We start from the raw sequence: 26,743 nt of genomic DNA, 5'->3' as shown, positions 1-26,743 counted from the left end.
CTACCGTCCCGAATCGGTAGTGGGACAGACCCACCCGACACTGGAGGTAGAGATGACGCTTCCCCTCATCGGCCGCTCCGCCCTCGTCATCGGTGGAGCCGGCGGCATCGGCGGGGCCGGTGCCCGCGCGCTGTTGGCGGCCGGGGCGTCCGTGACGATCATGAGCCGCGACGAGTCTCGGATCTCGACGTTCGCCGCGCGGCTGAAGAAGGACGCACCCGAGGGCGCCACGGTCGATCACATCGTCGGAGATTCGCTCGTCGAGGCGGACGTCGTGGCGGCCGTCGAGCAGGCTCGGCACGACCGTGGGCTCGACATCTGCGTCAGCACGGTGGGACGGGGCAGCACGATTCCGCTGCTGCTCAACAGCGCCGACGACTTCACCGCGGAGCTGCGCACCAACATCACCAGTGCGTTCGTTGCGATCAAGGCCTGCGTCCCGGCCATGGCAGAGAACGGCGGCGGGTCGATGGTCTTCACCTCCTCGGTGATCGCGGCCCAGACATTCCCCTATATGAGCGGCTACTGCGCGGGCAAGGCCGGGCTCGAAGCCCTCGCGCGCACGGCTGCGGACGAATTCGGCCATCTCGGGATCCGGATCAACTGCATCCGGCCGGGACTGGTCGACTCGCCGGACAACCCGAAGGTTGCTGCCAGCTTCTCCGGTGAGCGGGCGGCGGCCTTCCTCGAACAGACACCCCTGCGACGCCTCGGGGTCCCCGACGACATCGCGGGCGCGATCCGATTCCTTGCGGGACCGGAGTCGTCGTGGGTGACCGGGACCGCCGTCACGGTCGACGGTGGAGCCCACATGCGCCGCGCACCCGACATCCACCAGCGTTTGCGCGACGAACACGGAGATCTGGTAGTCGACGAACTGCTCCGGGGCCGGGTTCCCACCGATATCGGGCTGCCCGGCTAGCGCCGAACCCGGGACGCGTATCCGACGTCACACCGCCGCAGGTGGAATACGCCCCACCGATGTGATGTTGTGGAGTTCGGATCGGTGCGTTCCGTGTCCCCCGGGCTCAACCCTTTGCCTTCGCAGAGTTCCGTCCGGCTGGAGCTGCGTTGCGCCTTTCGCCGTGAGGCGACCGAGCGCACCGATCCACCCTCGCTTCCTCTCCTCCCGATCCTTCTCCCTCGCCGTCGGCGACCGGATCGAGCGAACTCTGTCGCACCTGACCCTGACGTACGCATCCCGCCCGGAGTAAGAAGAAGGTACGGGTGAGGCGGCCGCCGATCGTGTCCGCGTCTCCTGACCGTCGGCGGTGACTCGGCAGAGCCGATCACCACTGCCGGAACTCGACGCCTCACGTGGGGAGGAGGGCACCGGTGTCGTCCCGCCGCGACTCCGACGACTCGACCTCGACCCTGGATCAGGACCGTCTCGTCGATCCCGAGCTCGAGCCCCGCACGGTGCGCGGCATGGTCGCCTCCACTCCGGGCAAGCTCGCATTGATCGGACTCGCGTTGATCGCGCTCACGGTCGCCGCGGGCGTACTCACCTCCGTGGCGATCATCGCCCGGGAACAGCGGATCCACACCCTCCTCTACGAGACCGGTCCCCTCACCCACTCCGCGCAGGAGCTCTACGGCTCACTGTCGATCGCAGACGCCGCGGCCACAGCCGGTTTCCTGTCCGGAAGTGTGGAACCCGCGGAGCTCAGGAGTCGCTACAACCAGGCGATCGGCGAGGCTTCCACCGCGCTGGTCGCGACGACGAAAGGCCTCCCGGCGAGCGACGACCCGGCGGCCGCCTTGCCGGCCGAGCTCGCCAGAGACCTCTCGGTCTACGCCGCGGTCGTCGCGACCGCCCGCGCGAACAGCCGCGTCGGAAACCCGATCGGAGTCTCGTACCTCAATGCGGCATCCTCGCTGATGCACGACACCATGCTTCCAGCGGCCGAGCAGCTGTACACGAAAAACGCAGCAGCACAGGCGGATACGCAACGACATCTCGCCCAGCCGCCCCGTGCCGCGTTGATGCTGTGCCTGGTGGCGGTGATCGCGCTGATCGTTGCACAGCGCTACCTGGCCAGACGCAGCCATCGTCGGGTCAACCCGGGCATGATCGCCGCAACTGCGTTGATGGCGCTGCTCGCGATCTGGCTTGCGATCGCCGGACTGGTTTCGGCCAACGCCAGCACACACGACACGGAATCCGCGGCGACGATGGACGCGCTCGTGCGGGCGCGCATCGAGGCTCAGCAGGCCCGAGCCGACGAGACGCTGTCGCTGCTCCGGCGCGATTCGGACATCCAGAGCGAGCAGGAGTACGCCCGGCACGTCGCGGACGTCGCCCGGATACTCGACGAACTTCACGATGAGCCCGCGCCGACCGATGCTGCCGTGAACGACGCCGCGGCCGCCCTCGACGGCTGGGAGCACGCCCACAAGGAGCTCCGTGACCGCCTCGGCGCGGGCGACTACGTCGGCGCGGTCACTATTGCCGTCGACGGCGGGGCGCAGGACTCCGCGGCGCAGTTCACCCGCCTCGACGAGGCGTTGCGCGGTGGTATCGGCAACCTCCGCGAGGAGTCCAGCGGCTACACATCGCGCTCGTGGTCGGCGCTGAGCCGGTTGGACGTCGGCGGCGCGACGCTCGGCGTGCTGGCCGGATTCGCGATCGGCGCCGGCATCTGGCCCCGACTGAGCGAGTACCGGTGAGCGAGCGCGTACAAAGGAGGGAGAAGGTCACGACACGCACCGATCGCACAGTGAGCAGTACACGAGCATCCGCAGGGACCCCGCGGCGACCGACAGGGCGCCGCCGGCTGATGCTCGCGTGCGCGGCCGCCGCAAGCGTCCTGACTGCGTGCGCCGCCGTCCACACGCCGCCGGTCGCGCCCGCCGGCAACTACACGGACTTCCCCCTGCCGAGCGGAGCCAAGGTCCTCCCGCCCGCGACGACGACCGTTCCCGGGGTCGCGGAATGCGACGCCACCGCCAGCCTGCGCCCGCCTCCACCGGGCGACGTCGCGCCCGGACCCAAGGTGTCCGAGATCCTGGCACGCGGACGGGTGATTGTCGGGGTCGACCAGCGTAACTACCTGTTCAGCGCCCGGGATCCCGTGACCGGCGCACTCGCGGGTTTCGACGTGGACATCGCCCACGAGATCGCCCGCGATCTGTTCGGTGACCCGGCGAAGGTCGAGTTCAAACTGGTCAACCCGGCCGACCGGATCCAGGCGGTGCAGGACTCCACCGTCGACATGTTCATCATGTCCACGACGATGACGTGCGCCAGGGCCGAGCAGATCGCCTTCTCCGCCGAGTACTTCCAAGCCTCGCAACGGCTACTGGTGCCACAGACGTCCGGGGTTCGGGAACCCGCCGACCTGGCGGGCAAGCGTGTGTGTTCGCTGGCCGACACCCCGGCGATGTACGCCGTGCAGCGACTGGTGCCGGACGTCCGAATCGTCACGGTGACCGACTGGGACGATTGCCTCGTTGCCCTCCAACAAGGGCAGGCAGACGCCGTCAGCACCGACGATTCCATCCTGCTCGGCATGGCGGTGCAGGATCCGAACCTGCGCATGGTGGGTCCCGCGATGGAGATCGCCCCGTACGGGATCGGCATCAACAAGAACGACGACGACTTGGTGCGCGCGGTCAACGGCTCCCTCGAACGAATCGGGAGGGACGGCACGTGGACGGACATCTACAACCGTTGGCTCGCGCCGCTCGGCCCGTCCCCCGGACTCCCCGCGCCGCACTATCGGGACTGAACAGATGACCCAGCCGACGGACCGTGATGCCGACGACACCGCAGCCCACGCCACCGATCCTGCGGGCACCGCCGCGTTCGGCACGGCCGCCACCGCGGCGACGGACCGCGACGCCGACGACACCACCGCGGCCGGCGTGACCCGCGCCGCGCCGCCCTCCGGCAGGCCGAGCCGGGGCAAGCGACGCCGGGCGCGGGTGACTTCCGGTCGCCGTCTCATCGGCGAGGGCCTCGTCGAGATTCCGATCATCGCCCCGCTCGATCCGTCCTCCGCGATGCTGAGCGAACCGGTGGTGGCCGAGAGCAGGCGCTACTGCACGAGCTGCCGCAAACCAGTCGGGCGCGCGGAGACGGACGAACCGGCGCCCAGCCGAGGCGTATGCGCAGCTTGTGGCACCCCCTTCTCCTTCCATCCCCAGCTCGAGCCCGGCGAACTGGTCGCCGGACAGTACGAGGTGCAGGGCTGCATCGCTCACGGCGGCGTCGGCTGGATCTACGTCGCCGTGGACCGGAACGTCGACAACCGGTGGGTGGTACTCAAAGGGTTGCTGCACGCGGGCGACCCGGAGGCGCAGGCGGTGACGATCGCCGAGCGGCGCTTCCTCGCCGAGGTCACCCACCCGAGCATCGTCAAGATCATCAACTTCGTCGAGCACCCCGGATCGGACGGCCGCCCGATCGGGTACATCGTGATGGAGTACGTGGGCGGCACCACGCTCAAGGATCTGCTGCGCACGACCTCGGACCGGTCGGCGCCGAGAAGGATGTTGCCGCTCGATCAGACACTCGGATACATCCTGGAGGTCCTGCCGGCACTGAGTTATCTGCATTCGATCGGGCTGATCTACAACGACCTGAAGCCCGAGAACATCATGCTCAGCGAGGGACAGGTCAAGCTGATCGACCTGGGCGCCGTCGCCGGGGTCGAGGACAGCGGATTCATCTACGGGACCCCGGGCTTCCAGGCACCCGAGATCATCGCGACCGGACCGACGGTGGCCACCGACATCTACACCGTCGGACGTACCCTCGCGTCGCTCACCGTGAACCTGCCGACGAAGCACGGGCGACTCCTCGACGGCCTACCCGATCCGGCCGACGAACCGTTGTTCCGGCAGCACGAGTCGTACTACCGCCTGCTGCGACGAGCGACGAATCCCGATCCGGCGCAACGCTTCTCATCGATCGACGAGATCTCCACGCAGTTGACCGGTCTCCTCCGAGAGGTTTCGTCCGCCCAGTCCGGGCAGCCGCGGCCGGGGTTGTCGCAGCAGTTCAGTCCCCTGCGTGGCAACTTCGGCACCGATCTGACGATCCGGCAAACCGATGTGTTCGTCGACGGCCGACCTCACGACGCGCACCCGAGCGCGCTCGCCCTCAAGCGGGCATTGCCCGTTCCACTGGCGGACCCTACCGACCCCGGAGCCGGGCTCCTCACCGCAGCGATGCACGCCCCTCCACACGAACTGCTCGGCACCCTCCGCGTCGCGCGTGAGCGAAGTGCCGCAACTCCCCACGGTCGACTCGAGCACAGCGTGGAACTGCCCCTGATGGAGGTACGCGCCTACCTCGACCTCGGCGAGGTGCAGCATGCCGCCGATCTGCTCGACGACGTCGCCGAAAAGCACCGGCAGAGCTGGCGGATCGGCTGGTACCGGGGGCTGTGTGACCTGCTCCGCGGAGATTTCGAGGCCGCGCTCTCGCGCTTCGACGGCGTACTTTCCGCGCTCCCCGGCGAGTCGGCGCCCAAGCTGGCGCTCGCCGGTACCGCCGAACTGATTCTGGACCGACGCTCCGACGACGGTCATTCCGCCGACGCCGTCGCTGCCCGAGCGCACTGGCGGGCGATCGCCGAGCGCTACTACCGGACGGTGTGGCAAACGGATCATGCCCTGGTCAGTGCCGCGTTCGGCCTCGCCCGCCAACTCCAGGCGCGGGGTGATCGACCTGGCGCGGTGCAGATCCTCGACGAGGTGCCTCCCACGTCCCGGCACTTCGGCGAGGCGCGACTGACGACCGTGCTGGCCCTGGTCAGCGGTCGACCGGTGGCCGAGATCGACGAATCCGACCTGCGCGAGGCCGCCGACCGTGTCGAACGACTCCCGGAGACGGAACCGCGGGCGCTGCAGATGCGCGCGCTGGTCCTCGGCGTGGCGGTCGACTGGCTCGAGTCCGGCCGGTCGGCGGGGCCGGATCCGATCCTGGGCGCAGAGTTCACCGGGCGCGGCCTGCGCACCGGGGCCGAGCAGGCGCTTCGATCGCTCGCCCGCAATACCGCCGGGCGCACACACCGGTACACCCTCGTCGATCTCGCGAACACGATCCGGCCCAAGACATGGGTCTAGCGGGTGGTCGTGTGCCGTCGGGCACGTGTGGATTCCCGAATTCGGGTGACGCAGGTACCGCTCAGCGCACAATGGGTGGCGGACGGCGAATACGGTCGACAGCCGAGGGCGGCGCGATGATCGGACGACTGGTGGTGCAGGCGGCACTGGTGCTCGCGGTGGCGGTCACGGGTGCCGGACTCGTACCCCCGCACGCCTCCGCGGCTCCCGCCGACACCGCGCCCGGGACGATCGTCGAGACCGCCGAGCTGGATCGGTCGGCGTGGATTCCGGGCGCCGCCAACGGGATCCGCGTCACCTACTGGACCGTCGGCCCACTCGCCCGACCGGCGCTGAGCACCGGCGCGGTGTTCCTGCCTCCCGGCGAGCCGCCGCCCGGCGGATGGCCGGTGGTCTCCTGGGCGCACGGCACCGTGGGCCTTGCCGACCGCTGCTCCCCCACCGTGACCGGCAAGATCGGCGGCCCCTATCTCGGACATTGGCTCTCGCAGGGCTACGCGATCGTCGCGACCGACTACGTCGGGCTCGGGACACCGGGCGTGCACCCGTACCTGGACGGCGCCTCGGAGGCGCACAGCGTGGTCGACATGGTCCGGGCCGCGCGCGCCGCCGAGCCGAGCCTGTCCCCGCGCTGGGTGGTGCTGGGCCAGTCCCAGGGCGGCCAGGCGGCCATGGTCACCGCGTCCCTCGCGACCAGGTACGCGCCGGAACTGGACTTCCGCGGCGGAGTCGCGACCGGGGCGCCGTCGAACCTCGAGAATCTCGCCCCGCTCGTGCGCCCCGGATTCCCCCAGCTACCCCTCACCGGCACCACGGTGTTCGTCACCTACATCCTGGCCGGACTGCGCGCCACCCGACCGGATCTCGACATCGACAGCTACCTCACCGACGTCGGCCGCGCCGCGGTCGGCGCCGCCGAGTCGAAGTGCTACGAGGAGATGGCGCCGCAGTTGCGGGATGTGTCGGTCGGTGACCTCGTCGTCCGCCCGGCCGACGACCCGGCCCTTTTGGCAGCGCTCCGCGACATGCTCGGCGTGCCCACGGCCGGCTACGACCGCCCGGTGTTCCTCGGGCAGGGCCTGACCGACGAGATGGTGCCCGCACCGCTGGCGCTGAAACTGGCCGCCGACCTGGCCACCAATCGCCAGCCCGTCACGTTCCGAACCTATCCCACGGGACACCTGCAAACGATGCTCGCCTCTCTCCCCGACACGACGCCGTTCGTGCGCGGGCTGTTCGGCGGCTGACGCCGACACTCCGGCGCGCCCGCCGCCGACAACCTGCCCAACGTCGACCTGCCCGACGTCGACCACACCACCAGACCCAGCTCGGCGCCCGGCTTCAACAGTCGTGAATGTGCTTCCGAGGCTCTACGGTTGCGCACCAACCGATCTGACACGTGGTCACCACTCCAGAGTTTCGCCACCGACTCGCACACGGCCGAAGAACCGCTTCTCTATGTCCGACCCGCTGCGGTTGTAGCCGTTCATGATTTCCGCGAGCTGGCCGGCGAGGGCTCGTAGCGCAGCACTGTAAGTCTCGACACCATCTTCGCCGTCCCATCCCCAATCCCTGGGGACGCCCCGGATCGTGATGTCGATGCCGGCATCATGCGGCGTCTCGACGATGAAGCTGATCCCTGATGGGGCATCACCGATCGGGTCATTGACCGCAACCTGTTCCGATGCAGTCGCCGCCGGGAACACCACTCGCGCAAGCGCAATGTCCTCCCGGATCATGTCTGCGATTCGCGACAGACCGGCATGCCGGCCGACCCGGTCGTGGCGCGCACCGTATGTGCGGCCACTGTGGCCGCACTGGGTGCGCGACTTGTTCAGAACCCGCTCGAGCATTCTTTGTGCTGCTGCGCGTTCACTGTCTCCAGTGCGCGGGTGCTCGATCAGAGCTCGCAGGCGCATGATGCGAACGCTCACGTTGTCAGCCACCCACGCAGGGTAGCGTCCAGCCGGCGATACGTGCCCGGCACAGCCCCGCCAGCGCCTCGTACTCGGCGCGTCAGCGGGCATGATCGCCCGCTGTTCCTGGCCACGTCTGCGAGCGCCGATCCACCTGGGCGGGCAATGTGTCGACGGTGCCGCCACGCCAGCACCCGACCGATATGTTGTGGCCGTCGGCGGTGCGGGTGAGAGTCGCGGCGGCGGGCTGAGAGCCGATGGGGTGGACGAGGATGTCCTGGCGCTCGGTGATGGTTGCTCGGCCGTACACCTCAGCATGGCCGGATACCCGCGCATCGCCGGACAGATTGCGCTCGTGTTCGACCCATCCTCCGATGTCACCCCTGCGGACGCCGTACCGTGGCATGTCGCGGGTGGCACAGATGCGGTGCAGGTTGCGGCCGAGATAGTTTCGTGCTTCGTCGGTCAGCTCGAAGTGCTTCCCGGTCATGTCGTCCTTCGCATCTCGTCTCGGTCCGCACGCACAAACGGAGCACGAGACGGCATCACCGGCGTGAAGGTGCCGGCGGCGATCATCCTCCCCCGGGTCGAGATCGCGGACAAGTGTCCCGTTCGTCGATCGCCGGAGCGGATCTTTCCGGAATGACCGACACGAAACGCACTCGGTGCCCGTTCGTGGACTCGTCGTGGGCGCAGGATCGCGCCGGCCCAGTCATTTCCGCCCGCGGGGATCTGGTCCCGATCGACGCGCCCGCCGTAGGTCGAGTGCGGTCAGCGCCCCTTGGCCGCCGCTGCGACCCCAGAACGTTGACGCGTTTCGATGCCGCAAACCTCACTCGCGGTGATCGCCGTTCCGAAGAAGCCTTCAGCCGGCCTCCGGGTCACCCTTCCGATCCCGGCGCGTCCTTTCCACCCGTTCCGTGGTTGCGGGCTTCGATCGCCGCGACGGACTTCTTGAACTGCCTACCCAAGACGAGGGTGCCGAAGGCGCCGAGCACGCCCGCGAGAAGGCGTCCCTTGAGGTTCTTGCCGTCACGGACGACGACGACGTCCACGTCGGTGCCGCCTGCGGGTTGCGGCGTGAGGGTGTAGGTGTGGCCCGAGGCGCCGCCCCACAGGTTGGAGTCGGTAGTCGTCATGACGACGTGATGGGGGTCGGCCCAGTCGTAGTGCAGACGTTCCCAGATTCCGCTCGAGCCCTCCGTGACATCGGCGTCGTGGGGGCCTTCGTGGTGCACCTCGAGGTAGTTGTCTGCGCTGTTGCCGAAAAGTTCTTCGCGCCCTGGTCCGAAGTCGGTGAGGCCGGCAAGGAACTGTTCGGGCGTCACGGTGGTCGTCTTGTGGAGATGGATTGTGGTCATGGCGTCTTCCTCCACGATTGGATGATCCGACCCCCAACAGGCCGGGGCGGTGACGTATCCAGAACACCACGCGCGCGAGTCTCTCGGAAGAGGGCTGATCGAGGGCGCCCTAGGTTGCCGGAGGCGTGCGACTCAACTCAGCCTCCGCGTAGCGCTCGACAAGCAGGGGCACGAAGTCGCGGATGGGGCGGTCCACGAAGTGGGCATGGGCGCGAGCCACGGCATCGCTGACTGCCGTGAACGACTTGTCCGGATGCTTCTCCGTGAGACGTCGAGTCACGAGGCCGATCAGACGTTCTTCCTCTTTCGGCAGCATGAGGCAGTGTCACCCGGGCAGCGGCGAACGTCAACGGTGACGAACGAATCCTGATCAGAGCCATCCGGAGGCAATGATCTGGCCGACGTCGCCGCTGGGGTTCTCGCGCGCGCCGTACAGTGCTCGAGCGCCCGCCCAGAGCACCGTCCGGCCCAGATGGTTCGGGTAGCGGCCGATCATCGCGTCGAAGAAGTCCGTGGCGGTGGCCTCGTCCCGCAAGAGCTCGTCGGCGTCGTCGAGGTATTGCCGGGTCGCCGCGATGGCGTGTTCAGCGTCGTCGCCGAGCTCCCTGTTCTGGTGCCCGCAGACGATCCATCTCGGTTCGAGGGCCTCGACCTTCGCGATCGCCTCCCGCCACGGTCCGAAGCCGCCGACCACGACTCCTTCTCCGAGGTACTGGTGAGCGCCGCGATAGATCACGTCCCCGGCGACGACCAGCCCGAGGTCCGGGACATGGAGGACGCTGGTGTCGTCGGTGTCGGAGTGGCCGACCTCGACGATCCGGAGATCATGTCCTTCGAGGCTGAAGTGGTTGCTCGGCACCGTCACGGCCGTGACCGGCGATGGTGGGATGCCTGTGTAGACCTTGTCCCACACGACCGGTCGCGCAGCGTTGTTCGCGTGCATCTGCTCGATAGTTCGCGCGCTCGCGACAACTCGAGCACCGAATCGTTCCGCCAATAGTCCGGCGGCGAACCAGTGGTCCCCGTGGCCATGGGTGATGAAGATGTGGGTGAGGTTCCGGTCTTTCGCGGCGACCCAGTCACCGAGTGCATCCGCCTGATCGGTCGTGAATCCGGGATCGGTGAGAACCGCATCCCGACGTCCGGACACGAGGGTGCTCGAGACTGGAGAGAACTCCTTTCGCTCGCCGTTCGGCAGCTGACCGGCGGATGGTGGCGGATCGTTGACGAACACGTCGTAAGTGATGTGCGCGTCCTCTTCACTGGGACTCATGATTGCCCTCCTGCGGCTACCGGCACCGAAGGGTGCCACCACCCGTCTTGCGCTGCCCGCGTGCCTGATCCGGTGTCGCGGGCACGGTGGCCGTCGACCAGTCCGCGGACCACCGCCTGTGACAGGAACACACTCACTGTGTCGCGTCGGGCTGCCGGAGCGCAACCGCCAGATCCGTCGAGTGTTCATTCGCTGCACCACAGATCATTTCGACAAGATCCGGCCAGACGATCGGGACGTCTGAGGCATCGGCGTCCTCATCCGGCGGAGTACGCGGGAAGGTGCCGGGCGAGCCAGTCGGTGCGGGTTCGGCGGGCTGTGGCCGAGATCTGCGCCCGCGGGTACAGGGTGTCAAAGCCGTGGAAGCCGCCCGCCCAGACTTGGAGTTCGGCCTGGCCGCCGGCCGCCCAGATGCGGGTGGCGTAGTCGATGTCCTCGTCGCGGAAGACTTCGGCGGAGCCGGTGTCGATGTAGGTCGTCGGCAGGCCGGAAAGGTCATCGGCGAGCGCCGGCGAGATGTACTGGGACACTGCGTCGGTGGTGAGGTCGCCCAGGACGGCGCGCCATCCGAACTCGTTCATCTCCCGGGTCCAGACACCGGGCACGCCTGAGTACTGGTGGCTGGACGTGCTGGTGTTGCGGTGATCGAGCATGGGGCAGACCAGTATCTGCGCGGCGATTGCCGGGCAACCTAGGTCGCGGGCCAGCAGGGTGACACCGGCCGCGAGGCCGCCGCCGGCGCTGACGCCCGCGACCACGATCCGCGCGGGATCGATGCCCAGTTCGGCGGAGTGTTCGCTGATCCAGCGTAGCCCCTGGTAGCAGTCGTCGACGAGGGTGCTGCCCGTTGCCTCGGGTGCCAGCCGGTAGTCCACCGAGACGACGACCGCGCCGAACTCGTCGAGCCAGTCCAAGGGGATGTCGATTTGCGAGAAGCGGTCGCCCATCACCATTCCGCCGCCGTGCACCCAGTAGACGCAGGGCGCCGGGGCGGTGCGGTCGGTGTGCGCAGGGCTGAAGACGGACAACGGAATCGGTGTGCCGTCCACGGCGGGCACCGTGATCTCGCGCCAGTCCACCTGCCGGTCGGCGAGAAGGGACTCGACCGGAGTCGAGGGGAGCCGGCGCAGCTCAGCGAGAACTTCGTGGCTGAGCTGGGACATCAGCGGCATCTCGGCCAGGAGCTCGCGCAGTTCGGGGTCCAGGGTGGGTCGTGCCATGGTCATGGTCGTGGGCCTTTCCTCGAGAAGGTGCCGGATCGGACGGAGGAACTCAGAAGGCGGCCTTGCCGCGGACCGGGACGTAGTCGGTGTACTCGGATTCCTTGGCCAGGAGTGCGCCGATCTGCGCCACGATGGCCTGTGCGGCCTCGCCCGCGAAGATGCGGTGGTGGTCCTCCTCGCTGGTCCAGCCCTCGGTCACGTGGACGATGTCGGGGTCGGACGTGGAACGCGAAACGAGGTAGACGACACAGTGTTCGCTCGCGCCGGGGCTGCCCTCGTTCAGCCCGGTCAGCAGCAGGTCGACCAGTCGGTCACCCGAGCCAGGCTTGGCGGTCAGGGTGGCGTTGAAACCGTAGTTGGCGATCATGGGTATTCCTGTCCGGTGTTGGAATGGGGTGATTCCATTGAACCGGCCTGACCTGCATAAATGATAGAACGATACTCGCTCGGACTTGCACAATCCTCTCTAGCACAGGAGTCCGGACCCCTTTTGGTGCTGCAATGGAGGCATGCACTTCGAGGAGCTCCGCACCTTGCTGGCCCGGCATGCCCGCCCCGACTGGACCACGTCCATCGACGGCGTCTTGATCTCGAAGGTCGATCGTTCGGATCCGCCGGCGCCCTCGATGTCCGGCACGGTGCTCGCGGTCATCGCCCAGGGAGCCAAACGTCTCGCGCTGGGCGACCGGGTCTACGAGTACGGGGCCGGGCAGTACCTGGTCGCATCCGTCGACCTGCCCGTCACCGGGCAGTTCACCCGAGCCGACCCCGAGCAGCCGGCGCTGGGGTTCGGTCTCACGTTGGAGCCGTCCGCGGTCGCCGAACTGCTACTGCAGGCCGGCCCCGGAGACATCCCCCGCGACAGTGGGTGTGCGCCGTCGGGGATCGCCGTAAGCGACGCGCCGCCCACACTGCTCGATGCGGTCGTCCGACTGTTGCGCCTGCTCGACGAACCCCGCGACCGCGCCGCGCTCGCCCCGCTCGTCAAACGAGAGATCCTGTGGCGCTTGATCACCGGGGAGCAGGGCGCGACGGTGCGCCAGCTCGGCCTCGCCGACAGCGGCCTCACCCACGTCTCCCGTGCCGTCCGCTGGATTCGCGAGAACTACGCGCAGCCTTTCCGGGTCGAGGACGTGGCCCGTCTGTCCGGCATGAGCGTGTCCGCGTTCTACCGAAACTTCCAGGCGGTGACGGCGATGAGCCCCATCCAGTTCCAGAAGCAGATCCGGCTCCAGGAGGCCCGACTGCTGCTCGCCACCCACCCGGGCGACGTCACCGGAGTCGGCCGCCGCGTCGGCTACGACAACCCATCGCAGTTCAGCCGCGAGTACCGCCGCCAGTTCGGCGCACCTCCGAGCCGGGATGCCGCCCGCCTGCGCGACACCGCCCTCATCCCCGCCGGCGTCCTGACCTGACCCGGAGCCGTAGGAGGATCATGCAAGGAGAAGCGACGATAGTTCTACTGTTTCCGCAGGTCGAAGCGATTGAATGGGAATATCAGTAATCCCGCCGGAGCAGGAAGTTGCCTGCCCGTCCGTGGATCCCACCACATCGTAAGGACCACACCATGAAGACAGTTCTGATCACCGGCGCCTCGTCCGGATACGGGCGGGCGACTGCTCGTCACTTCCACTCGGAGGGGTGGAACGTCATCGCCACGATGCGTACGCCGCGTGCGGGCGTCCTGCCCGAGTCGGACCGGATCCGCGTAGTCGAGCTCGACGTGACCGAGCCCGAGACCATCGCCGCCGCGGTCGCGGCGGCGGGGCCCGTCGACGTCCTGGTGAACAATGCGGGCGTCCCCTCGATCGGCGTGTTCGAGGGCACCCCGATGGCCCGGGTACGGGAAGTGTTCGAGACCAACACGTTCGGCGTGATGGCGATGACGCAGGCGGTGCTGCCGCAGTTCCGCGAGCGCGGCTCCGGGGTGGTGGTGAACGTGACCTCCAGCGTGGTGCTCGGACACATGCCGCTCTCGGCCGTCTACAAGGCGAGCAAGATGGCCGTCGAGGGGTTCACCGCATCCCTCGCGCTCGAGCTCGCACCCTTCGGAGTTCAAGCGAAGACGGTCGAGCCGGGCGCCTGCATGACGACGAACTTCGCGGCCCGGGCGACGAACGGAGGGTCGGTGGGCAAGCTGGTCCCGGAGCCCTACGCGCCGTGGGCGAAGAGCGTCATGGACGACTTCACGAACCAGGACCTGTACACCGAGGAGAGCGACGTCGCCGAGACCGTGTGGCGGGCCGTGCACGACACGACCGGCCAGCTGCGATTCCCCGCCGGCGCCGACGCGGTCCAGCTCGCCCAGGCGAAGTGAGCGCACAGCTGCTGGGCGAGTGCAAAGCCCGCAACGGAACGCCCACTTCCGATGGCGGCCGCAGACGGGATGTCTCGAAGCTGAGCCGGTACCTCGGAAGTCGTGGCAGCATGGCTGGTCTCGCAGTTCGTGGTCGCCGTTGTGGATTCGTATCCACAGAAATGGAGTTCACCGTGGACACGTCACCCAGCACGGATCTGCCTGACCTGAGTGCCTTCTCGCAGGCTACCGGGTTTGTCGTCGAAGAACAGTCCGGAACGAGGGTGTCCGGGTTCGTAGACCTCGGCCCCGGCCACCACACCCCGTGGGGAGTGGTCCACGGCGGCGTGTACGCAACGATCGTCGAATCGGCCGCCAGCATCGGCGCGAGCGCCGCGGTCGTCGACCGCGGACAGTTTGCCGTTGGAGTACACAACAGCACCGACTTCCTACGATCCAGCACCGGCGGCCGGGCACTCGTCGTTGCCGAGCCTATCCAGCAGGGCAGAACCCAACAGCTGTGGCTGGTCAGGATCACCGACGAATCCAGCGGCAAAGACCTCGCCAGAGGGCAGTTACGGCTCCAGAACGTCCCTCTACCGGCCGGCTAGACAAACCGGACGCAGCAACGAGTCGGTCGGTCACGTGAACATCTTGCCAACGCGTCGCGCCGAGTCGTCGCACACTCGCCGCCTTCATCGCCCCGCGACTTTCAGCAGGATCTTGCCGCCACGAAGGAGATGTTGCACCGCGTCCTGGATGCGCGCGAGGGGGTACACGTCCGCCACGGGGACAACGAGGGCTCCGTCGGCCACTAGCGGTGCGGCCTCACGAATGACAGGCACCACCTTGTCGAGGTAGTCGAAGTCGCCGACAAAGAACCCCCGGACGGTGAGGTGCTTGGCGACCAGCGTCGAGGTGGCGACCCACATGGGTTCGTCCCTGGCCCAGGAGTAGCTGACCAACCATCCACCGTCGGAAAGCAATTCGAGCAGCCGTGCCACCCCTGGACCACCGACGGATTCCACTGCCAGCGCCACTCGCGCGTCGCCGATCAATGCTCGAACATCGCCCACCGCATCCGAGTCGTCGACGTGGACGACGTCGGCCCCGGCCGCTGTGAGCTCGGCGAACGTTGCGTCGTTACGGGCCAGGTTGATCGTTTTCAGCCCACGAAGTTTGGCCAGCGCGATCAATGACCGTCCCACACCGGAGTTGGCGGCGTTCTGAACCACCCAGTCACCAGGCTGGAGCGGGGTGCATTCACTGAGCATCAACCCTGCCGTCGGGGGGTTGCTGCCCAGCATCGAGTACTGCTCGATGCTGCCGCCGGCGGGGAGTGCGAACAGGCCGTCGGCAGGCACGACGAGTCGCTCACGCCACGCACCGGCATACAGGGGTACCACGACCAGATCGCCAACTTGAAGGTCCTCGACCTCGGCGCCGGTGGCAAGCACGCGGGCGACCCCCTCTGCGCCTGGTATGTGGGGCAGAGGGGGTCGCGCCAGCATGCCGGCGACAACCAACAGGTCGTGTTTGTTCAACGGCGAGACCTCGACGCTCAACAGAACCTCGTGCGGACCCGGCGGCGGCGGCTCCTCGACGTCGACGACGCGGAGCACCTGCGCGGGGTCGCCGAACTGTTCAATCTGGATGGCGCGCATATAAATTCCTCTCCACCGTGGGTGGGGCCGCTGCGTGAGCGGCCGCCGACCGAGGCAGCTGATCGGCCACTCCCACCTCTAGTTGCGCTGCTCACGGAGCGAACCGCCGAAACCGGGCGTATCGTGGCGGCACCGGAACGATGGCGAGCGGGCCGCGCCTGTCCGGCGCCGAAAACCACTCACCCACAGAAATATTGCGCTGCAGCCGATCTCAGAACCGCCCGCCGCCGCCCTACAACCCCCCGATTGAGCGGCGACGAAAGTCAGGGCTCAGGATCCGGTTGCCTCCACGCCATCCTGACTCCTCGCTTCTGGGAGTTACCAGTGCTTCGATCGTCCGCCCAGGACGAGACGGTCGTCAAGTGAGGCCCCGGATGGCGGACAGAGCGAGACAGCGGGATCGATTTGAACGAAGGGCTAGCGGATGTTGTAGAACGACTTGACGTTCTCGTGAAGCTTCTCATACATCGGCGGGGCCTCGTCGGCATCGGTGACGACTTCGATGTAGGCGGCGCCGTCGGCGTGCTCGGCCTTCTCGAGCGCATCATCGAGTGCGCCGCATGTGTGCACGCGAGCGTCGAACCACCCCTGGCAGCCCATCGCGTGAGGAAGTTCGGCGTAGTTCCAGGCCGCGATGTCGTTGTAGGACAGGCCCATGTCCTTGCACAGCATGCGTTCGCTGAGATAGCCAGAGTTGTTGAGCACAAATATAATCGGGCGCAGCCCATGACGACCGAACTGGCCGATCTCCTGCACGGTCATCTGGTGCGAACCTTCCCCGGTGATCAGGATGACCCGACGATCCGGAGCCCCCACCGCGGCACCGAACGCCGCCGGGGTGGCCCACCCGATCGACGCCCACAGCGTCTGATTGTGAAACTCGGCGCCTCTGGGCAACCGCGCGAGCGTCAAACCCAGCGAGGACGTCCCGGTGTCGGTGATGATCACATCGTCGTGACGGAAGAAGTTGGCCCAGCGCGGGTAGAGGGTGTCGGCGGTGATCGAGTCTTCACCACCGCCGACGATCGGCCCCAGCGTTTCCGGCGCGATCTGCGTCCGCGGTGCACGTTTGGTGACACGGTCCGGCAGAAGCGCGAGAATGTCGGCCATCTCCACGTTGCGGTACACCGTCGGGCCGACGGTGGTGCGGTGATGGTCGATGGCGATCGTCTTGACCGGGTCCAGTCGGACGGTGTTCCCCGCGGTATTGCCGTCGCTCAGTCTGGCGCCGATCATCACCACCACGTCACACGACTCCACGAACGCGCGCACCGACTCGCCCATCAGCCGCCCGACGTACATCCCGATGTAGTCGGGGCGGTCCTCTCCGAGGACCGATTTGTCGGCAAACATCGTTGCAAACGGCAAGCCCGAGGCGTCCAGGAATCTTGCCGCCGCGCCCTGCAGGCCGAGTCGCCTGAGCAGCACCCCCGGCAGCACACACGCCTGCCCCGCGTCGTTCAGGGCCGCGGCCACCGCATCGGCCGCCGCCGCCAGCGCCTCTGGATCACTGTTCGGCGCGCCGATCGGTAGCGCGCCGCCGAGCACGGGCAGGTTTGCGACATCGCCGGGGAATCGCCATGTAGACCGGTCGTCGATGGTAGAGCGCCGCCGCGATCAGCCGCTCCGTCTCCGCCGCCACGTTCTGCGGTGTCACGATCGCACTTGCGCACACGATCGGCTCGGCCATCTGGTGGAACAGGCCGAATTCGCCGTTGCCCAGTGTGTGATGCACCAGCGCGCGGCCCTCTTCCGTCGCAAGGTTTGGCGTGCCGACCAGGTGAAACACGGCGAGGTGCTCCGCGTAAGCGCCCGCGATTGCGCTCATCGCGGCCAGTTCACCCACCCCATAGGTGGTGCACACCGAGCCGAGTCCGCGTATCCGGGCATACCCGTCAGCGGCGTAGCCCGCGTTGAGCTCGTTGCAGCATCCGATCCAGTTGATCGCCGGATGTTCGACGATCGCATCATTGACGGGAAACGCGTAGTCCCCGGCGACTCCGAAGACGTCGTCAATACCAATCTCGTCGAGGCGCCTCAAGATATGTCGAATTACGGTGTCAACCATGAGGTTACTTCCATTCACGGGAATGGGTCTCGGTGGTTGCGGACCGCTGCACGATTGGTTGACTGGCTCGGTCACGCAGTCCGAGTTGCCCGTGTGCCTATGATGGTCTCGTCCTCGACGGCGGTCAATCTGTCGAGCCTGGCCCGGCGCAGCCGGCGGTGGGGGTGGGATTCCTCCCGGACTCGGGTTTCACGATCAGAACAGCCGTCCCGCGTAGACCGCGGCCGGTTCCTCCAGCTCGAGCAGTGCACGCTTGCGCTTCAGACCGCCCGCATAGCCGGTCAGTGATCCGTTCGCGCCGATCACCCGGTGGCATGGGATGAAGATGCAGAGCGGATTGACGCCCACGGCCTGGCCGACCAGGTACGCGGAGGAACTGTCGCCGAGGCGCTGCGCTATCTGCCCGTAGGTGGTGGTCTCACCGAACTCGATCGCCTCGACCTGTTCCCATACCCGCCGCTGGAAGTCGTCACCGGCCGGGTTCAACAGCAGATCGAAACTGCGGCGCTGTCCGAGCAGATACTCGAGCAGCTGGCCGACCGCTTTGCCCAGAACCGCGTCGTCGACGAAGGACAGCGGCGGCCCGAACAGTTCCTGGGCCGGTCGCCGGATGTGATGCCGGAAATACACTCCGGTGACAGCCGCATCGGTCGCCACGATCGTGACCGGGCCGAGCGCCGCGGTGTCGATCACCGTGTGCCGAATGTTCATCCGCTTCCCCTTCCTCTCGTTCTCATCAGGTAGACGCCCACCAGGTATCGAACGTGAGAAACGGATTCCACTTGTGTCACACCATCGCTGTGGGTCCGCGGGTCGTGTTCCACGCCTTGTGCACGAACTCCAGGCGGTTGCCATCGGCATCGCGAACATTGGCGGCGTAATAGCCGGGTGCGAAGTAGGTTCGGTCGGCCGGTTCGCCTTCGTCGATGCCACCGGCCCTGACAGCAGCGGCGTACGCCGCGTCGACCATATCGTTGCTGTCACAGACGATGCCCACGTATAGGCCCGTCTCGCCGGATACACGCCGGCGCAACCAGATACTCGAGCCGACCCTTGCCCCGGAGATATAGTCGGCGTCACCGATGCCGAAGAGGTCCGGCACGCCGTCCGGACCGTCTGCGGCGCTGTAGTTCCCGAACGCGCGCCATCCCGCAGGGCCGAGGGCGTCGAGATAGAAGGCCAGTGCCCGGTCGATATCGGTGACGGAGATGTAGACGTGGTCGATCACTGTGCGCCTTGACAGGCGCTCGCGGCAGCTCGGATCACGTCGATCACCAGGCTGGGCTGGGACAGCATCGGAACGTGGCTGCTGTCCGCCTCGTAGGTGCTTGCGTTCATGCGTCCGGCACAGAAGCGCTCCAGCTCGGGATGCACGGTGCGGTCGTTTCGGCCCACGATGTACCAGCTCGGCTTCGATTTCCACGCGGTGCCCGCGACCTGCTGCTCGAAGAGATCAACGGCGGGCACCCCCTGAGTCGCCAGTACGAGCTGCTGTTCCTGTTCGGAGAGATCACCTGCGAAGCATTCGATACCGTCCGATCGCAACCAGATTCGCCCCTCCGCGATCTCGGTGTGCGCGAACACATCCGTCGTGGGGAACTTGGCCTGCAGGCTCTGCGACGTCTCGTCCTCGTCCGGGGCGAGCGCGGCAATGTACACGAGCCCCGCGACACGGTCATCGGTTCCCGCTGCCGTGATCACGGTGCCTCCGTACGAATGCCCGACGAGGATTGCCGGGCTTCTGACCCGCCCCAGAGCCCGCTTGACCGCAGCGACATCGCCTTCCAGGGTGTCGAGGCTGTTCTGCGTGGACACCACCTCGTGCCCTTCTGCCTGCAATGCCGGTATCACCTTGCTGAAGCAGGACCCATCGGCCCACAAGCCGTGGGCGAAGACGATGCTCGGAGTAGTCGGCGTCGACATGATGCGCACCCATCCTCGGCGCGAATCAGCCGGATCCGCTCCGGACTAGGTTTGTTCTCCGTCTTCTCGCCGTGGCGGCCGGATCGGCCCCACAGACACCATCGTCCTCTCACGACCCGCAGCGGGGTCGAGCATTCGAGATTCTGTCCCCCGAAATCGGGTACATCGCCCGCGAGTCCGATCAGCAACCAGTCCGCATCGCCGCACGATGAACGCGGTCACGTAGACGAGCGCGGACTGGCGGTCGAGAATCCGTCGTGTTTCGGCCTCCCTGCCCCAGCTCCTCGTCAGCAGTCCGGCACTCAGGGTGTGCCTTCCCAATGCTTGGCGAGGGGCGTGCCGGCGAACCTCTCGAGCATCGCGCGGGACAAGAGCAGCACGGCGCTGCGCGGGCGGTGGTTCACTACGAGTCGCTGGGCCTTTCCTGCGGCGTCGAAGGTGACCAGGACGATGACGTAGAGAGGCACACCGCGGACCGCCGAGGTGTAGTCCTCGAGGAAACTGTTCTCGCCGCACGGGTCGGCGTAGTGAAAGTCCTGGAACTCATATATCTCCCGGGCGGCCAGCACCACTTCGTGCACGGCCTCGGCGCCCTCGATAGCGCCGTCCCACGCGGCGCCTTCCCCCGTGACGTCGTCGGCCAGGTTGTCCAGCCACGCCGGGTAGTAGGGCTTCCCCATGTACGTCATGCCTTGTCTCCCCTCGCACCCGGCGGCGAGCCCTACCCTCTGCTGATGGCATCCGTCGAAGCCAAAGCCCAGATACCCAGCGACACTGAGCATTCCGTGCTCGGGTGTCACTCGCCGCTCACGGCGTGCCTTCCCAGAATCGCGCGTACGGGGTACCGGTGTTCTTCTCGAGCATCAGGCGGGAAAACTGCAGCATCGCGCTGCGCGGCCGGTGGTTCACCACGACGCGCTGGGTCTGCCCGGCGTCGTTGAAGGTGACCAGAACGACAACGTGGGTGGACATGCCACGGACCGAACTGGTGTAGTCCTCGAGGAAGCCGCTCTCGCCGCACGGGCCGGCGTAGTTGAACTCTTGGCGCTCATACAGTTCGCGGGCCGTGACCAGGATGGCACGGACATCGTCGGCACCGGTCGCAGTGCCGTCCATCGCCGCGGCCTCCAGGATGACGTCGTCGGCCAGATTGTCCAGCCACGCCGGATAGTAGGGCTTCCCCAGGTACGTCATTCGGCGCCTCCGTGAATTCCGGCAGCGAAACGGTCCGTCGAGCCCACGAATTGCGTTCTACGACCGTGCAGAAAGCCTACCCACCACTTCGAACTGCGGGCAATCGACGAAGGCATGATGAGATCCTTCGGCAGGAGGACAACCGGGACTCGGTGCCTTCGTTCCGGTCTTCAGTCCACGGCGGCGAGGTACTCGTTGTAGAACATTGCGACGCCGGCAGCCGATGTGATCGCCGCGAGCAGCCAGAACCTGATGATCACGACCGTCTCCGGCCACCCACCGAGCTCGAAATGGTGGTGCATCGGGGCCATCCGGAAGACACGTCGCCCCCGCGACGCCCGGAACACGGCGACCTGAATCAGCACCGATGCCGCCTCCGCGACGAACAACGCCCCGAGAGCGACGGCGAGCAACTCGGTCCGCGTCGTGATGGAGAGCCCGGCAAGCAGACCGCCGAGCGCGAGTGAACCGGTGTCGCCCATGAAGATCTTCGCCGGGGCGGCGTTCCACCACAGGAACCCCACGCATGCGGCTGCGCCGGCGGCGCAGATCAACGCGAGATCGAGCGGATCACGCACTTCGTAACAGCCTGCACCGGGAGCGGTTTCGCACGCATTGCGGTATTGCCAGAAGGTGATGATCACGTAGCTACCGAGCACCAACCCCATCGAACCGGCGGCGAGACCGTCCAAACCGTCGGTCAGATTGACCGCATTCGACCACGCGACCACCAACAAGCAAGTGAACAGGACGAACACGACTGCGCCCATTGCGATCGTGGTGTCCCGGATGAAGGACAGATCGGTGCTACCGGGCGTCAGACCGCTGCTGCCACGGAAGCGGAGCGCGAGCACCGCGAAGATCACCGCCGCGGAGATCTGACCGATGTACTTTCCCGTTGCCTTCAGGCCGAGGTTTCGTTGCTTGCGAATCTTGATGTAGTCGTCGAGAAAGCCGACGCCGGCCAGCGCCGTCGTCAGGCCCAGCACGAGAAGACCCGACGCGGATGGACCGTCAGCGTGATACCCGATTCCGATCACATGCGATCCCAGGTAGCCCGCCCACAGTCCGCACAGGATAGCGACACCGCCCATCGTCGGAGTCCCGCGCTTGGACTGATGGCTCGCGGGCCCCTCGACCCGGATCTCCTGTCCGAATCCCTGCCTCGAGAATGCCTTGATCAGAAGCGGTGTCAGCAGAATGGACACCGCCAATGCGATTCCGGCAGCAAAGAGGATCTGCCTCATCTTCCCCCCAGGTTCCAGTTTTCCTTGCCGCGAATCGTCGAGCGCGCGGACGCGGTCGTCGACACGTGCGTTCGTTTGCGTACCGCACCACTGTGACAGCGTTCGGTAGCGGGAGTCGCATGCGGTCGGCGAGAGCGCCCTGCGCCGGTCCCCCGCGAGTCGGTCCGGCCGCCGCCCGACGATGATGGGAACACTCGTCCGTGCGTCGCGGACGCACGAAAGGAATCATGACCGACTACCGCATTGCCGAGGTCGATCTCACCGCCGTCGACATCGTGCTGACGCTCGCGAGCGGTGACGTGCTGACGACGCCGATCACGCGCTACATCCGGATCGAGAAGGCGACGCCTGCCGAGCGGGCCCGTTGGGTGCTCGCCGACGACGGGCACGGGTTGAACTGGCCGGCGCTGTGGGAGCCGCATCCACAGGGCATGGTGAGTGTCTGGGACATCTTGCAGGACCGTCTCTACGACGACGCGCTGAACCGGGTTCAGCAGGCCGGGTGGGATGTGGACACCGTGCCGCAACGCGACCGCGAGCTGGTGGCCCTGTGGCGGCTGGAGGCGGACGTCAACAATGGTGGGTTCCTGCAGTTCTTCGGCAACTGGGGCGAGCAGAACCACCGCACCGCGGTCGCGGCCCTCGATGCGATCGGCGCGCACCGGACTGCCGAGATCGTGCGCGCCATGTACGCCGTGATCGAGCCGTACGGGCAGACCGATGAGGTCGTCTCGCTCGCCGACCTGCCGGCCGTGATCTCCGAGCCCGAACGCGAGCGACTCGAAGAACTCGACGAAGCGTTCTGGGAATACCCGGACCGGCTCCCCCGGCTCGTCGTCGAGTACCACGGCGACGGCTCTGCGCAGCCGCAGCATCCAGGGCAGCCATGACGCACAATGTTCAACCGTGACGACTCTGGATGAAGTAGCGCCCAACGTGTTCCGTGCGTCCGGGACGGACGTGAACGTGGTGATCCTGCGAGACGGTGACGCCCTGACCCTGATCGACGGCGGGTATCCGGGTGACGTCGGCGCAGTCGAAAGCGCCATCCGCTCCCTCGGTCGACGCCCCGAAGACGTGCAGGGGATGCTGCTGACCCACGCACACATCGACCACATGGGCGCCATCGTCGCCTTCCACGAACGCTTCGGAACCCCCGTGTTCACGGACCCGACCGAGGTCGCGCACGCGCGCAGGGACTACCTCGAGCAGGCGACCGGCAAGGACTTCGTCCCGATGCTGCACAAGCACGGTGTGCTGCCGTGGCTGCTGCGCATCGCGCGTGTCGGGGCGACCCGATCCCTCTCGATCGGCGACGCCCAGGCCTTCGCAGCGACCGGCCCCCTCGACCTGCCCGGCGCGCCCGTCCCGGTGGCCACCCACGGACACACGTCGGGACACACGGCGTATCACCTGCCGCAGCACGGCGTCGTCGTCACCGGCGATGCACTGGTCACCGCGCACCCGCTGTCGAAACTCCGTGGCCCGCAACTGCTCCCGCCGGTCTTCGACCACGGAGCGCCGGACACCCTCGCGGCGCTCGACCGTCTCGCCGGCCTCGACGCCGAGACCGTCGTCCCGGGACACGGCCCCGCGGTGTTCATGCCGATCGCCGCGGCCGTCGAGCAGGCTCGTGAGCGGTCCCGGTGAGCCCGCCCGCCGTCACCTCACGCAGGCTGTGAGTCGTCGGTGACACACACCGAACTCAGGACATGCCGGTAGGTCGACAGCCCATACGTGTTCGGCGCGTTGATCAGCGGGAACGGCGACGGGATCCAGTCGAACGGGTTGACCGCCGCGCCGGCGCCGCCCGACCCCGCGACCCACGCGGCGGACAACGCGTCAGTGCCTGCGGTGTAGCCGATCTCCATGACCTGCGTGGTCAACGCGTACCCGAAGTACGCGGCCGTCAGCGCGTCGCCGATCTTCACCGTGCCGAGCGGCTGGACGTCGGTGAGGTCCTCGCCGGCGAAAGCGTCGTGGACCAGCGCGACCAGCGCCTCCGTCGTCGCACCGCCGACGGTGGGGACCATGCCGAGGGCTGTCGAAAGCAGCGTCTCGATCGTGGAGAAGTCGTCCGGGTTCGCGGGGATCAGCCCCGAGGGAACCATCGTGTTCTCGAGGATCCAGGTAAGCCGCGCCTGCTGGTCCTCGACCTGCCGCACGTTGTCGGGATCGGGGCTCGTCGCGCGCAGGTAGGTGCCGGTCCGTGCCAACACGTCGCCGAGGGTCAGCTCGGTGGCGGGCGGGCAGTCCGCGCCGGCGACCGAGACACCCTCAGCGATCTGCTTGATGAACACGGGTGCCTCGAATCCGAGGTCGACCTCCCGATCCGGCCTGCCCGCCGCGTCGATCGCGTCGCCGTCCGCCCACACCAGACAGCTCTGTTCGAGCTGGCTCTGCGCGGCGTCGTAGATGAGCGCGAATCCCTTCGCCCCCAACTTGAGGGGGAGGCTGATGAGCATTCCCGCGCTGACCGGGCCGAGGCTGACCATCGAGGGAATCATCCCGGCGATGATGTTCGCGGGGACCAGGGCCGTCGTGTAGATGAGGAAGTACGCGGTCTCGACGGCCTGTCCGAGGGTGAGGTTCTCGGCACGGATGACGGCCGACTCCTCACCGTTCTTGACGTTCGTCAACTGGGTGACGATGTACCGGGTGATCGGGTCGCCGTACTTGTTGATGCCCGCGTCCGGGTCCGCCGACTGCATCGCCGCGGGGTTGGAGACCGCGAGAGTGCTGATGCCCGTGGCGGCGAGGCGCCGGTGCCCCTCGGCCCGGATTTCGTCGTAGTTGTCGAGGAACGGTTGCGGCAGAATGGGTTTCGACGCCTGTAGCACGGCATCGAAGATGGCACCCATGGTCGCGTGGTTCGACCCCACGCAGGTCGACTCCCCGACCTGAGCGGGGGCGTCCGGTGCGGCATAGGCGGTTGCCGTTCCGCCGACCAGCGCCGCGGCCAGCGCGACGGCAACCGTGCTCGAGTAGATTCCGCTTCGGCGCCGTGTCCGCCCCATGCCGTGTCCCCAACCCGTCCTCGTGATTGATCGCGTCACGAGCGTGAGGCCCGCGGGTGCCGTGTCGCCGGTCCGGGCCGTGCACCGCCTAGCATCCAAGCCAAAAGTGGACGATCGTTCAACTCCCCCGTCCGGATAACGAGGAAATTTCACGCAGGGTTCACATCACCTGGGACCGTCGCCGCTGCCGATTCGTGACTTCGGCTCTGCGCGAACGCCGGTATCACCCACGCGGGCGCAGGCGTTCGATACCTGTATGAGTGAGGATTTCGAGCCACTGGACGCGTTCTCGGAGGCCGTGATCCGTGTCGCTCAGCGGGTGCTCCCGAGCGTCGTCAGTCTCCGGGTCGCGACCCGACGGGGCACCGGAGGCGGCAGCGGGTCGGTGCTGACCCCCGACGGCTACATCCTGACCAGCGCCCACGTTGTCGACGGGGCGCGGCGGGCCGAGGTGACCTTCTCCGACGGCGGCGAGGTGTTGGCGGATGTCACGGGCCGGGACACCCTTTCCGACCTCGCGGTCCTGCGGGCGAGGAGCGACGTGCCGCCGGCCGTGACCCGCGGCGATGCCGCCCAGCTCCAGGTCGGGCAGTTGGTCGTCGCGGTCGGTAGTCCGCTCGGCCTCGCCGGCAGCGTCACGGCCGGCGTCGTCTCCGCGCTGGGCCGATCACTACCGACGCGGTCGGGCCGGATCATCGACGAGGTCATCCAGACCGATGCGGCACTCAACCCCGGCAACAGCGGCGGTGCGCTCGCCGACAGCTCCGGTCGCCTGGTCGGGGTGAACACCGCCGTCGCCGGCATCGGCGTCGGGCTCGCGGTGCCGATCAACGCGACGACCGAACGGATCATCGCCTCCCTGATGCGGACGGGACGCGTTCGCCGCGGCTGGCTCGGAATAGCGGGAATGCAGATGCCCCTGCCGCCGGAGCTCGCCACCAAGTTGGGCCGCAAACGCGGCGTCCAGGTCGCCCAGGTCGTGCCCGGAAGTGCCGCCTCGACGGCCGGGCTCCGCAAAGGAGACATTCTCGTGGCGATCGACGGGCGGCCCGTCGTCACCGCGACCGACATCCAAGCCCTCATGGTCGAGGGCACCATAGGCCGGCGCGTCGAGGTGACCGTGTGGCGCAACGGTGCGCTGGTCGACGCCGTCGCCGTTCCGCGAGAACTCGCCGACGAGCCGTAGGTCGCTCGAACGAACCACCGGTCCACAACAGAACAACCGCCCCACAACAACGGAAGCGCCGCAATCCTTCGCGGATCGCGGCGCTCCCTGTCGGATTGTCCCGCCTAGAAGGGCTGACCCAGCATCACCGCGATGAGCTGCAGCGGCATCATCACGAACGACGCCCCGACGAAGAGCGCGGATCGCAGCGGATCGCCTGCCAGGTACCCCTCGCGGACCCACCCCATAGCATCTGCCGCAGAACCCATGTGCTTTCCCTCCCGATTGGTTTCGTTGCACTGAATCTGTCGGCCGCGAAAA

At 67.3% G+C, this 26,743-nt stretch carries 29 protein-coding genes; 11 read left to right on the top strand and 18 right to left on the bottom strand.

All coding sequences use genetic code 11. The annotated features are described in order from the left end of the window. The first annotated feature begins 52 nt into the window (after nucleotides 1–52). The 5 genes from EGT67_RS13220 (at nucleotide 53) to EGT67_RS13200 (ending at nucleotide 7,322) form a co-directional block, all read left to right on the top strand. Nucleotides 53–922, top strand: coding sequence for an SDR family NAD(P)-dependent oxidoreductase (locus EGT67_RS13220; RefSeq protein WP_127916531.1), 870 nt, complete (start codon nucleotides 53–55; stop codon nucleotides 920–922). Nucleotides 923–1,335: 413 nt separating this feature from the next. Continuing rightward, the gene (locus tag EGT67_RS13215) at nucleotides 1,336–2,670 is read left to right on the top strand and encodes a hypothetical protein (protein ID WP_127916530.1); all 1,335 of its coding nucleotides are present in this window, start codon (nucleotides 1,336–1,338) and stop codon (nucleotides 2,668–2,670) included. A 110-nt stretch (nucleotides 2,671–2,780) separates the two neighbouring features. Next, on the top strand, nucleotides 2,781–3,731 hold the full coding sequence (locus EGT67_RS13210) for a glutamate ABC transporter substrate-binding protein (RefSeq protein WP_127916680.1): 951 nt from the start codon (nucleotides 2,781–2,783) through the stop codon (nucleotides 3,729–3,731). A gap of 4 nt (nucleotides 3,732–3,735) precedes the next feature. Then, nucleotides 3,736–6,075, top strand: coding sequence for a serine/threonine-protein kinase (locus EGT67_RS13205; RefSeq protein WP_127916529.1), 2,340 nt, complete (start codon nucleotides 3,736–3,738; stop codon nucleotides 6,073–6,075). Between the two features lie 116 nt (nucleotides 6,076–6,191). Beyond that, nucleotides 6,192–7,322 carry a lipase family protein gene (locus EGT67_RS13200; RefSeq protein WP_127916528.1) on the top strand — a complete coding sequence of 377 codons (1,131 nt, stop codon included), beginning with the start codon at nucleotides 6,192–6,194 and terminating at the stop codon, nucleotides 7,320–7,322. Nucleotides 7,323–7,478: 156 nt separating this feature from the next. On the opposite strand, the gene EGT67_RS13195 is transcribed toward EGT67_RS13200, so the two are convergent. From EGT67_RS13195 to EGT67_RS13165, 7 genes are all read right to left on the bottom strand, one after another. Continuing rightward, on the bottom strand, nucleotides 7,479–8,021 hold the full coding sequence (locus tag EGT67_RS13195; protein WP_127916527.1) for a hypothetical protein: 543 nt from the start codon (nucleotides 8,019–8,021) through the stop codon (nucleotides 7,479–7,481). Nucleotides 8,022–8,091: 70 nt separating this feature from the next. Next, nucleotides 8,092–8,481, bottom strand: coding sequence for a hypothetical protein (locus EGT67_RS13190; protein WP_127916526.1), 390 nt, complete (start codon nucleotides 8,479–8,481; stop codon nucleotides 8,092–8,094). 391 nt (nucleotides 8,482–8,872) lie between these two features. After that, the gene (locus EGT67_RS13185) at nucleotides 8,873–9,352 is read right to left on the bottom strand and encodes a hypothetical protein (protein WP_127916525.1); all 480 of its coding nucleotides are present in this window, start codon (nucleotides 9,350–9,352) and stop codon (nucleotides 8,873–8,875) included. Between the two features lie 109 nt (nucleotides 9,353–9,461). Beyond that, entirely contained in the window at nucleotides 9,462–9,668 is a 207-nt protein-coding gene (locus tag EGT67_RS13180) for a three-helix bundle dimerization domain-containing protein (protein ID WP_127916524.1), read from the bottom strand. A gap of 54 nt (nucleotides 9,669–9,722) precedes the next feature. Beyond that, a complete protein-coding gene (locus EGT67_RS13175) occupies nucleotides 9,723–10,625 on the bottom strand; it encodes an MBL fold metallo-hydrolase (protein WP_164877561.1) in 903 nt (300 codons plus the stop codon). A 257-nt stretch (nucleotides 10,626–10,882) separates the two neighbouring features. Beyond that, nucleotides 10,883–11,851, bottom strand: a complete 969-nt coding sequence (locus EGT67_RS13170) for an alpha/beta hydrolase (protein WP_127916523.1) — start codon at nucleotides 11,849–11,851, stop codon at nucleotides 10,883–10,885. A 46-nt stretch (nucleotides 11,852–11,897) separates the two neighbouring features. Further along, on the bottom strand, nucleotides 11,898–12,215 hold the full coding sequence (locus EGT67_RS13165) for a putative quinol monooxygenase (protein WP_127916522.1): 318 nt from the start codon (nucleotides 12,213–12,215) through the stop codon (nucleotides 11,898–11,900). Nucleotides 12,216–12,357: 142 nt separating this feature from the next. Between EGT67_RS13165 and EGT67_RS13160 the strand changes: the two genes are divergently transcribed. The 3 genes from EGT67_RS13160 (at nucleotide 12,358) to EGT67_RS13150 (ending at nucleotide 14,755) form a co-directional block, all read left to right on the top strand. After that, the gene (locus EGT67_RS13160; RefSeq protein ID WP_127916521.1) at nucleotides 12,358–13,263 is read left to right on the top strand and encodes an AraC family transcriptional regulator; all 906 of its coding nucleotides are present in this window, start codon (nucleotides 12,358–12,360) and stop codon (nucleotides 13,261–13,263) included. Between the two features lie 152 nt (nucleotides 13,264–13,415). Continuing rightward, on the top strand, nucleotides 13,416–14,165 hold the full coding sequence (locus tag EGT67_RS13155) for an SDR family oxidoreductase (RefSeq protein WP_127916520.1): 750 nt from the start codon (nucleotides 13,416–13,418) through the stop codon (nucleotides 14,163–14,165). Nucleotides 14,166–14,326: 161 nt separating this feature from the next. Beyond that, nucleotides 14,327–14,755 carry a PaaI family thioesterase gene (locus EGT67_RS13150; RefSeq protein ID WP_127916519.1) on the top strand — a complete coding sequence of 143 codons (429 nt, stop codon included), beginning with the start codon at nucleotides 14,327–14,329 and terminating at the stop codon, nucleotides 14,753–14,755. 84 nt (nucleotides 14,756–14,839) lie between these two features. Here the strand turns inward: EGT67_RS13150 and EGT67_RS13145 are convergent, their stop codons facing one another. The 9 genes from EGT67_RS13145 to mraY form a co-directional block, all read right to left on the bottom strand. Continuing rightward, nucleotides 14,840–15,808 carry a zinc-dependent alcohol dehydrogenase family protein gene (locus EGT67_RS13145; protein WP_127916518.1) on the bottom strand — a complete coding sequence of 323 codons (969 nt, stop codon included), beginning with the start codon at nucleotides 15,806–15,808 and terminating at the stop codon, nucleotides 14,840–14,842. Between the two features lie 417 nt (nucleotides 15,809–16,225). Next, nucleotides 16,226–17,356 carry a thiamine pyrophosphate-dependent enzyme gene (locus EGT67_RS13140; RefSeq protein ID WP_206612368.1) on the bottom strand — a complete coding sequence of 377 codons (1,131 nt, stop codon included), beginning with the start codon at nucleotides 17,354–17,356 and terminating at the stop codon, nucleotides 16,226–16,228. Next, the gene (locus EGT67_RS25200) at nucleotides 17,316–17,876 is read right to left on the bottom strand and encodes a thiamine pyrophosphate-binding protein (RefSeq protein WP_206612367.1); all 561 of its coding nucleotides are present in this window, start codon (nucleotides 17,874–17,876) and stop codon (nucleotides 17,316–17,318) included. Before EGT67_RS25200 ends, EGT67_RS13140 begins: the two co-directional genes overlap by 41 nt. 195 nt (nucleotides 17,877–18,071) lie before the next feature. Next, a complete protein-coding gene (locus EGT67_RS13135; RefSeq protein ID WP_127916517.1) occupies nucleotides 18,072–18,587 on the bottom strand; it encodes a methylated-DNA--[protein]-cysteine S-methyltransferase in 516 nt (171 codons plus the stop codon). Between the two features lie 76 nt (nucleotides 18,588–18,663). Continuing rightward, entirely contained in the window at nucleotides 18,664–19,104 is a 441-nt protein-coding gene (locus tag EGT67_RS13130) for a VOC family protein (RefSeq protein ID WP_127916516.1), read from the bottom strand. Beyond that, entirely contained in the window at nucleotides 19,101–19,799 is a 699-nt protein-coding gene (locus tag EGT67_RS13125; protein WP_127916678.1) for an alpha/beta fold hydrolase, read from the bottom strand. The genes EGT67_RS13130 and EGT67_RS13125 overlap by 4 nt, the downstream gene beginning before the upstream one ends. A 302-nt stretch (nucleotides 19,800–20,101) precedes the next feature. Further along, nucleotides 20,102–20,488 carry a hypothetical protein gene (locus tag EGT67_RS13120; protein WP_127916515.1) on the bottom strand — a complete coding sequence of 129 codons (387 nt, stop codon included), beginning with the start codon at nucleotides 20,486–20,488 and terminating at the stop codon, nucleotides 20,102–20,104. Between the two features lie 118 nt (nucleotides 20,489–20,606). After that, nucleotides 20,607–20,993: a hypothetical protein gene (locus tag EGT67_RS13115; RefSeq protein WP_127916514.1), complete on the bottom strand. Its 387-nt coding sequence runs from the start codon at nucleotides 20,991–20,993 to the stop codon at nucleotides 20,607–20,609. Nucleotides 20,994–21,163: 170 nt separating this feature from the next. Next, nucleotides 21,164–22,240 (bottom strand): phospho-N-acetylmuramoyl-pentapeptide-transferase, encoded by a 1,077-nt coding sequence (gene mraY / locus EGT67_RS13110; protein ID WP_127916513.1) that lies wholly within the window; start codon nucleotides 22,238–22,240, stop codon nucleotides 21,164–21,166. Between the two features lie 227 nt (nucleotides 22,241–22,467). Here mraY and EGT67_RS13105 point away from each other — a divergent pair, with 227 nt between their 5' ends. After that, nucleotides 22,468–23,130 (top strand): DMP19 family protein, encoded by a 663-nt coding sequence (locus EGT67_RS13105; RefSeq protein WP_127916512.1) that lies wholly within the window; start codon nucleotides 22,468–22,470, stop codon nucleotides 23,128–23,130. A 16-nt stretch (nucleotides 23,131–23,146) separates the two neighbouring features. Further along, complete coding sequence (locus EGT67_RS13100) at nucleotides 23,147–23,890, top strand: MBL fold metallo-hydrolase (RefSeq protein ID WP_127916511.1); 744 nt, start codon at nucleotides 23,147–23,149, stop codon at nucleotides 23,888–23,890. A 17-nt stretch (nucleotides 23,891–23,907) separates the two neighbouring features. On the opposite strand, the gene EGT67_RS13095 is transcribed toward EGT67_RS13100, so the two are convergent. Continuing rightward, on the bottom strand, nucleotides 23,908–25,257 hold the full coding sequence (locus EGT67_RS13095) for a hypothetical protein (RefSeq protein WP_127916510.1): 1,350 nt from the start codon (nucleotides 25,255–25,257) through the stop codon (nucleotides 23,908–23,910). Between the two features lie 256 nt (nucleotides 25,258–25,513). On the opposite strand from EGT67_RS13095, the gene EGT67_RS13090 reads away from it, so the two are divergent. Further along, the gene (locus tag EGT67_RS13090; RefSeq protein ID WP_127916509.1) at nucleotides 25,514–26,443 is read left to right on the top strand and encodes a S1C family serine protease; all 930 of its coding nucleotides are present in this window, start codon (nucleotides 25,514–25,516) and stop codon (nucleotides 26,441–26,443) included. Nucleotides 26,444–26,547: 104 nt separating this feature from the next. Here EGT67_RS13090 and EGT67_RS25080 read toward each other — a convergent pair whose 3' ends face one another. Beyond that, a complete protein-coding gene (locus EGT67_RS25080) occupies nucleotides 26,548–26,691 on the bottom strand; it encodes a hypothetical protein (RefSeq protein WP_164877560.1) in 144 nt (47 codons plus the stop codon). Nucleotides 26,692–26,743: the final 52 nt, after the last annotated feature.

This window comes from Prescottella agglutinans, from assembly GCF_004011865.1.
Taxonomy (GTDB): domain Bacteria; phylum Actinomycetota; class Actinomycetes; order Mycobacteriales; family Mycobacteriaceae; genus Prescottella; species Prescottella agglutinans.
The sequence above is the reverse complement of the archived record's forward strand: the minus strand, read 5'-3'. Positions and strand labels throughout refer to the sequence as shown.

Bases quoted from the DNA above. Each gene is read 5' to 3' on its own strand.
- EGT67_RS13220 (WP_127916531.1), top strand. From the start codon at position 53: ATGACGCTTCCCCTCATCGGCCGCTCCGCCCTCGTCATCGGTGGAGCC.
- EGT67_RS13210 (WP_127916680.1), top strand. From the start codon at position 2,781: ATGCTCGCGTGCGCGGCCGCCGCAAGCGTCCTGACTGCGTGCGCCGCC.
- EGT67_RS13205 (WP_127916529.1), top strand. From the start codon at position 3,736: ATGACCCAGCCGACGGACCGTGATGCCGACGACACCGCAGCCCACGCC.
- EGT67_RS13200 (WP_127916528.1), top strand. From the start codon at position 6,192: ATGATCGGACGACTGGTGGTGCAGGCGGCACTGGTGCTCGCGGTGGCG.
- EGT67_RS13190 (WP_127916526.1), bottom strand. From the start codon at position 8,481: ATGACCGGGAAGCACTTCGAGCTGACCGACGAAGCACGAAACTATCTC.
- EGT67_RS13185 (WP_127916525.1), bottom strand. From the start codon at position 9,352: ATGACCACAATCCATCTCCACAAGACGACCACCGTGACGCCCGAACAG.
- EGT67_RS13180 (WP_127916524.1), bottom strand. From the start codon at position 9,668: ATGCTGCCGAAAGAGGAAGAACGTCTGATCGGCCTCGTGACTCGACGT.
- EGT67_RS13175 (WP_164877561.1), bottom strand. From the start codon at position 10,625: ATGAGTCCCAGTGAAGAGGACGCGCACATCACTTACGACGTGTTCGTC.
- EGT67_RS13170 (WP_127916523.1), bottom strand. From the start codon at position 11,851: ATGACCATGGCACGACCCACCCTGGACCCCGAACTGCGCGAGCTCCTG.
- EGT67_RS13165 (WP_127916522.1), bottom strand. From the start codon at position 12,215: ATGATCGCCAACTACGGTTTCAACGCCACCCTGACCGCCAAGCCTGGC.
- EGT67_RS13160 (WP_127916521.1), top strand. From the start codon at position 12,358: ATGCACTTCGAGGAGCTCCGCACCTTGCTGGCCCGGCATGCCCGCCCC.
- EGT67_RS13155 (WP_127916520.1), top strand. From the start codon at position 13,416: ATGAAGACAGTTCTGATCACCGGCGCCTCGTCCGGATACGGGCGGGCG.
- EGT67_RS13150 (WP_127916519.1), top strand. From the start codon at position 14,327: ATGGAGTTCACCGTGGACACGTCACCCAGCACGGATCTGCCTGACCTG.
- EGT67_RS13145 (WP_127916518.1), bottom strand. From the start codon at position 15,808: ATGCGCGCCATCCAGATTGAACAGTTCGGCGACCCCGCGCAGGTGCTC.
- EGT67_RS25200 (WP_206612367.1), bottom strand. From the start codon at position 17,876: ATGGTTGACACCGTAATTCGACATATCTTGAGGCGCCTCGACGAGATT.
- EGT67_RS13135 (WP_127916517.1), bottom strand. From the start codon at position 18,587: ATGAACATTCGGCACACGGTGATCGACACCGCGGCGCTCGGCCCGGTC.
- EGT67_RS13125 (WP_127916678.1), bottom strand. From the start codon at position 19,799: ATGTCGACGCCGACTACTCCGAGCATCGTCTTCGCCCACGGCTTGTGG.
- EGT67_RS13120 (WP_127916515.1), bottom strand. From the start codon at position 20,488: ATGACGTACATGGGGAAGCCCTACTACCCGGCGTGGCTGGACAACCTG.
- EGT67_RS13115 (WP_127916514.1), bottom strand. From the start codon at position 20,993: ATGACGTACCTGGGGAAGCCCTACTATCCGGCGTGGCTGGACAATCTG.
- mraY (WP_127916513.1), bottom strand. From the start codon at position 22,240: ATGAGGCAGATCCTCTTTGCTGCCGGAATCGCATTGGCGGTGTCCATT.
- EGT67_RS13105 (WP_127916512.1), top strand. From the start codon at position 22,468: ATGACCGACTACCGCATTGCCGAGGTCGATCTCACCGCCGTCGACATC.
- EGT67_RS13095 (WP_127916510.1), bottom strand. From the start codon at position 25,257: ATGGGGCGGACACGGCGCCGAAGCGGAATCTACTCGAGCACGGTTGCC.
- EGT67_RS13090 (WP_127916509.1), top strand. From the start codon at position 25,514: ATGAGTGAGGATTTCGAGCCACTGGACGCGTTCTCGGAGGCCGTGATC.
- EGT67_RS25080 (WP_164877560.1), bottom strand. From the start codon at position 26,691: ATGGGTTCTGCGGCAGATGCTATGGGGTGGGTCCGCGAGGGGTACCTG.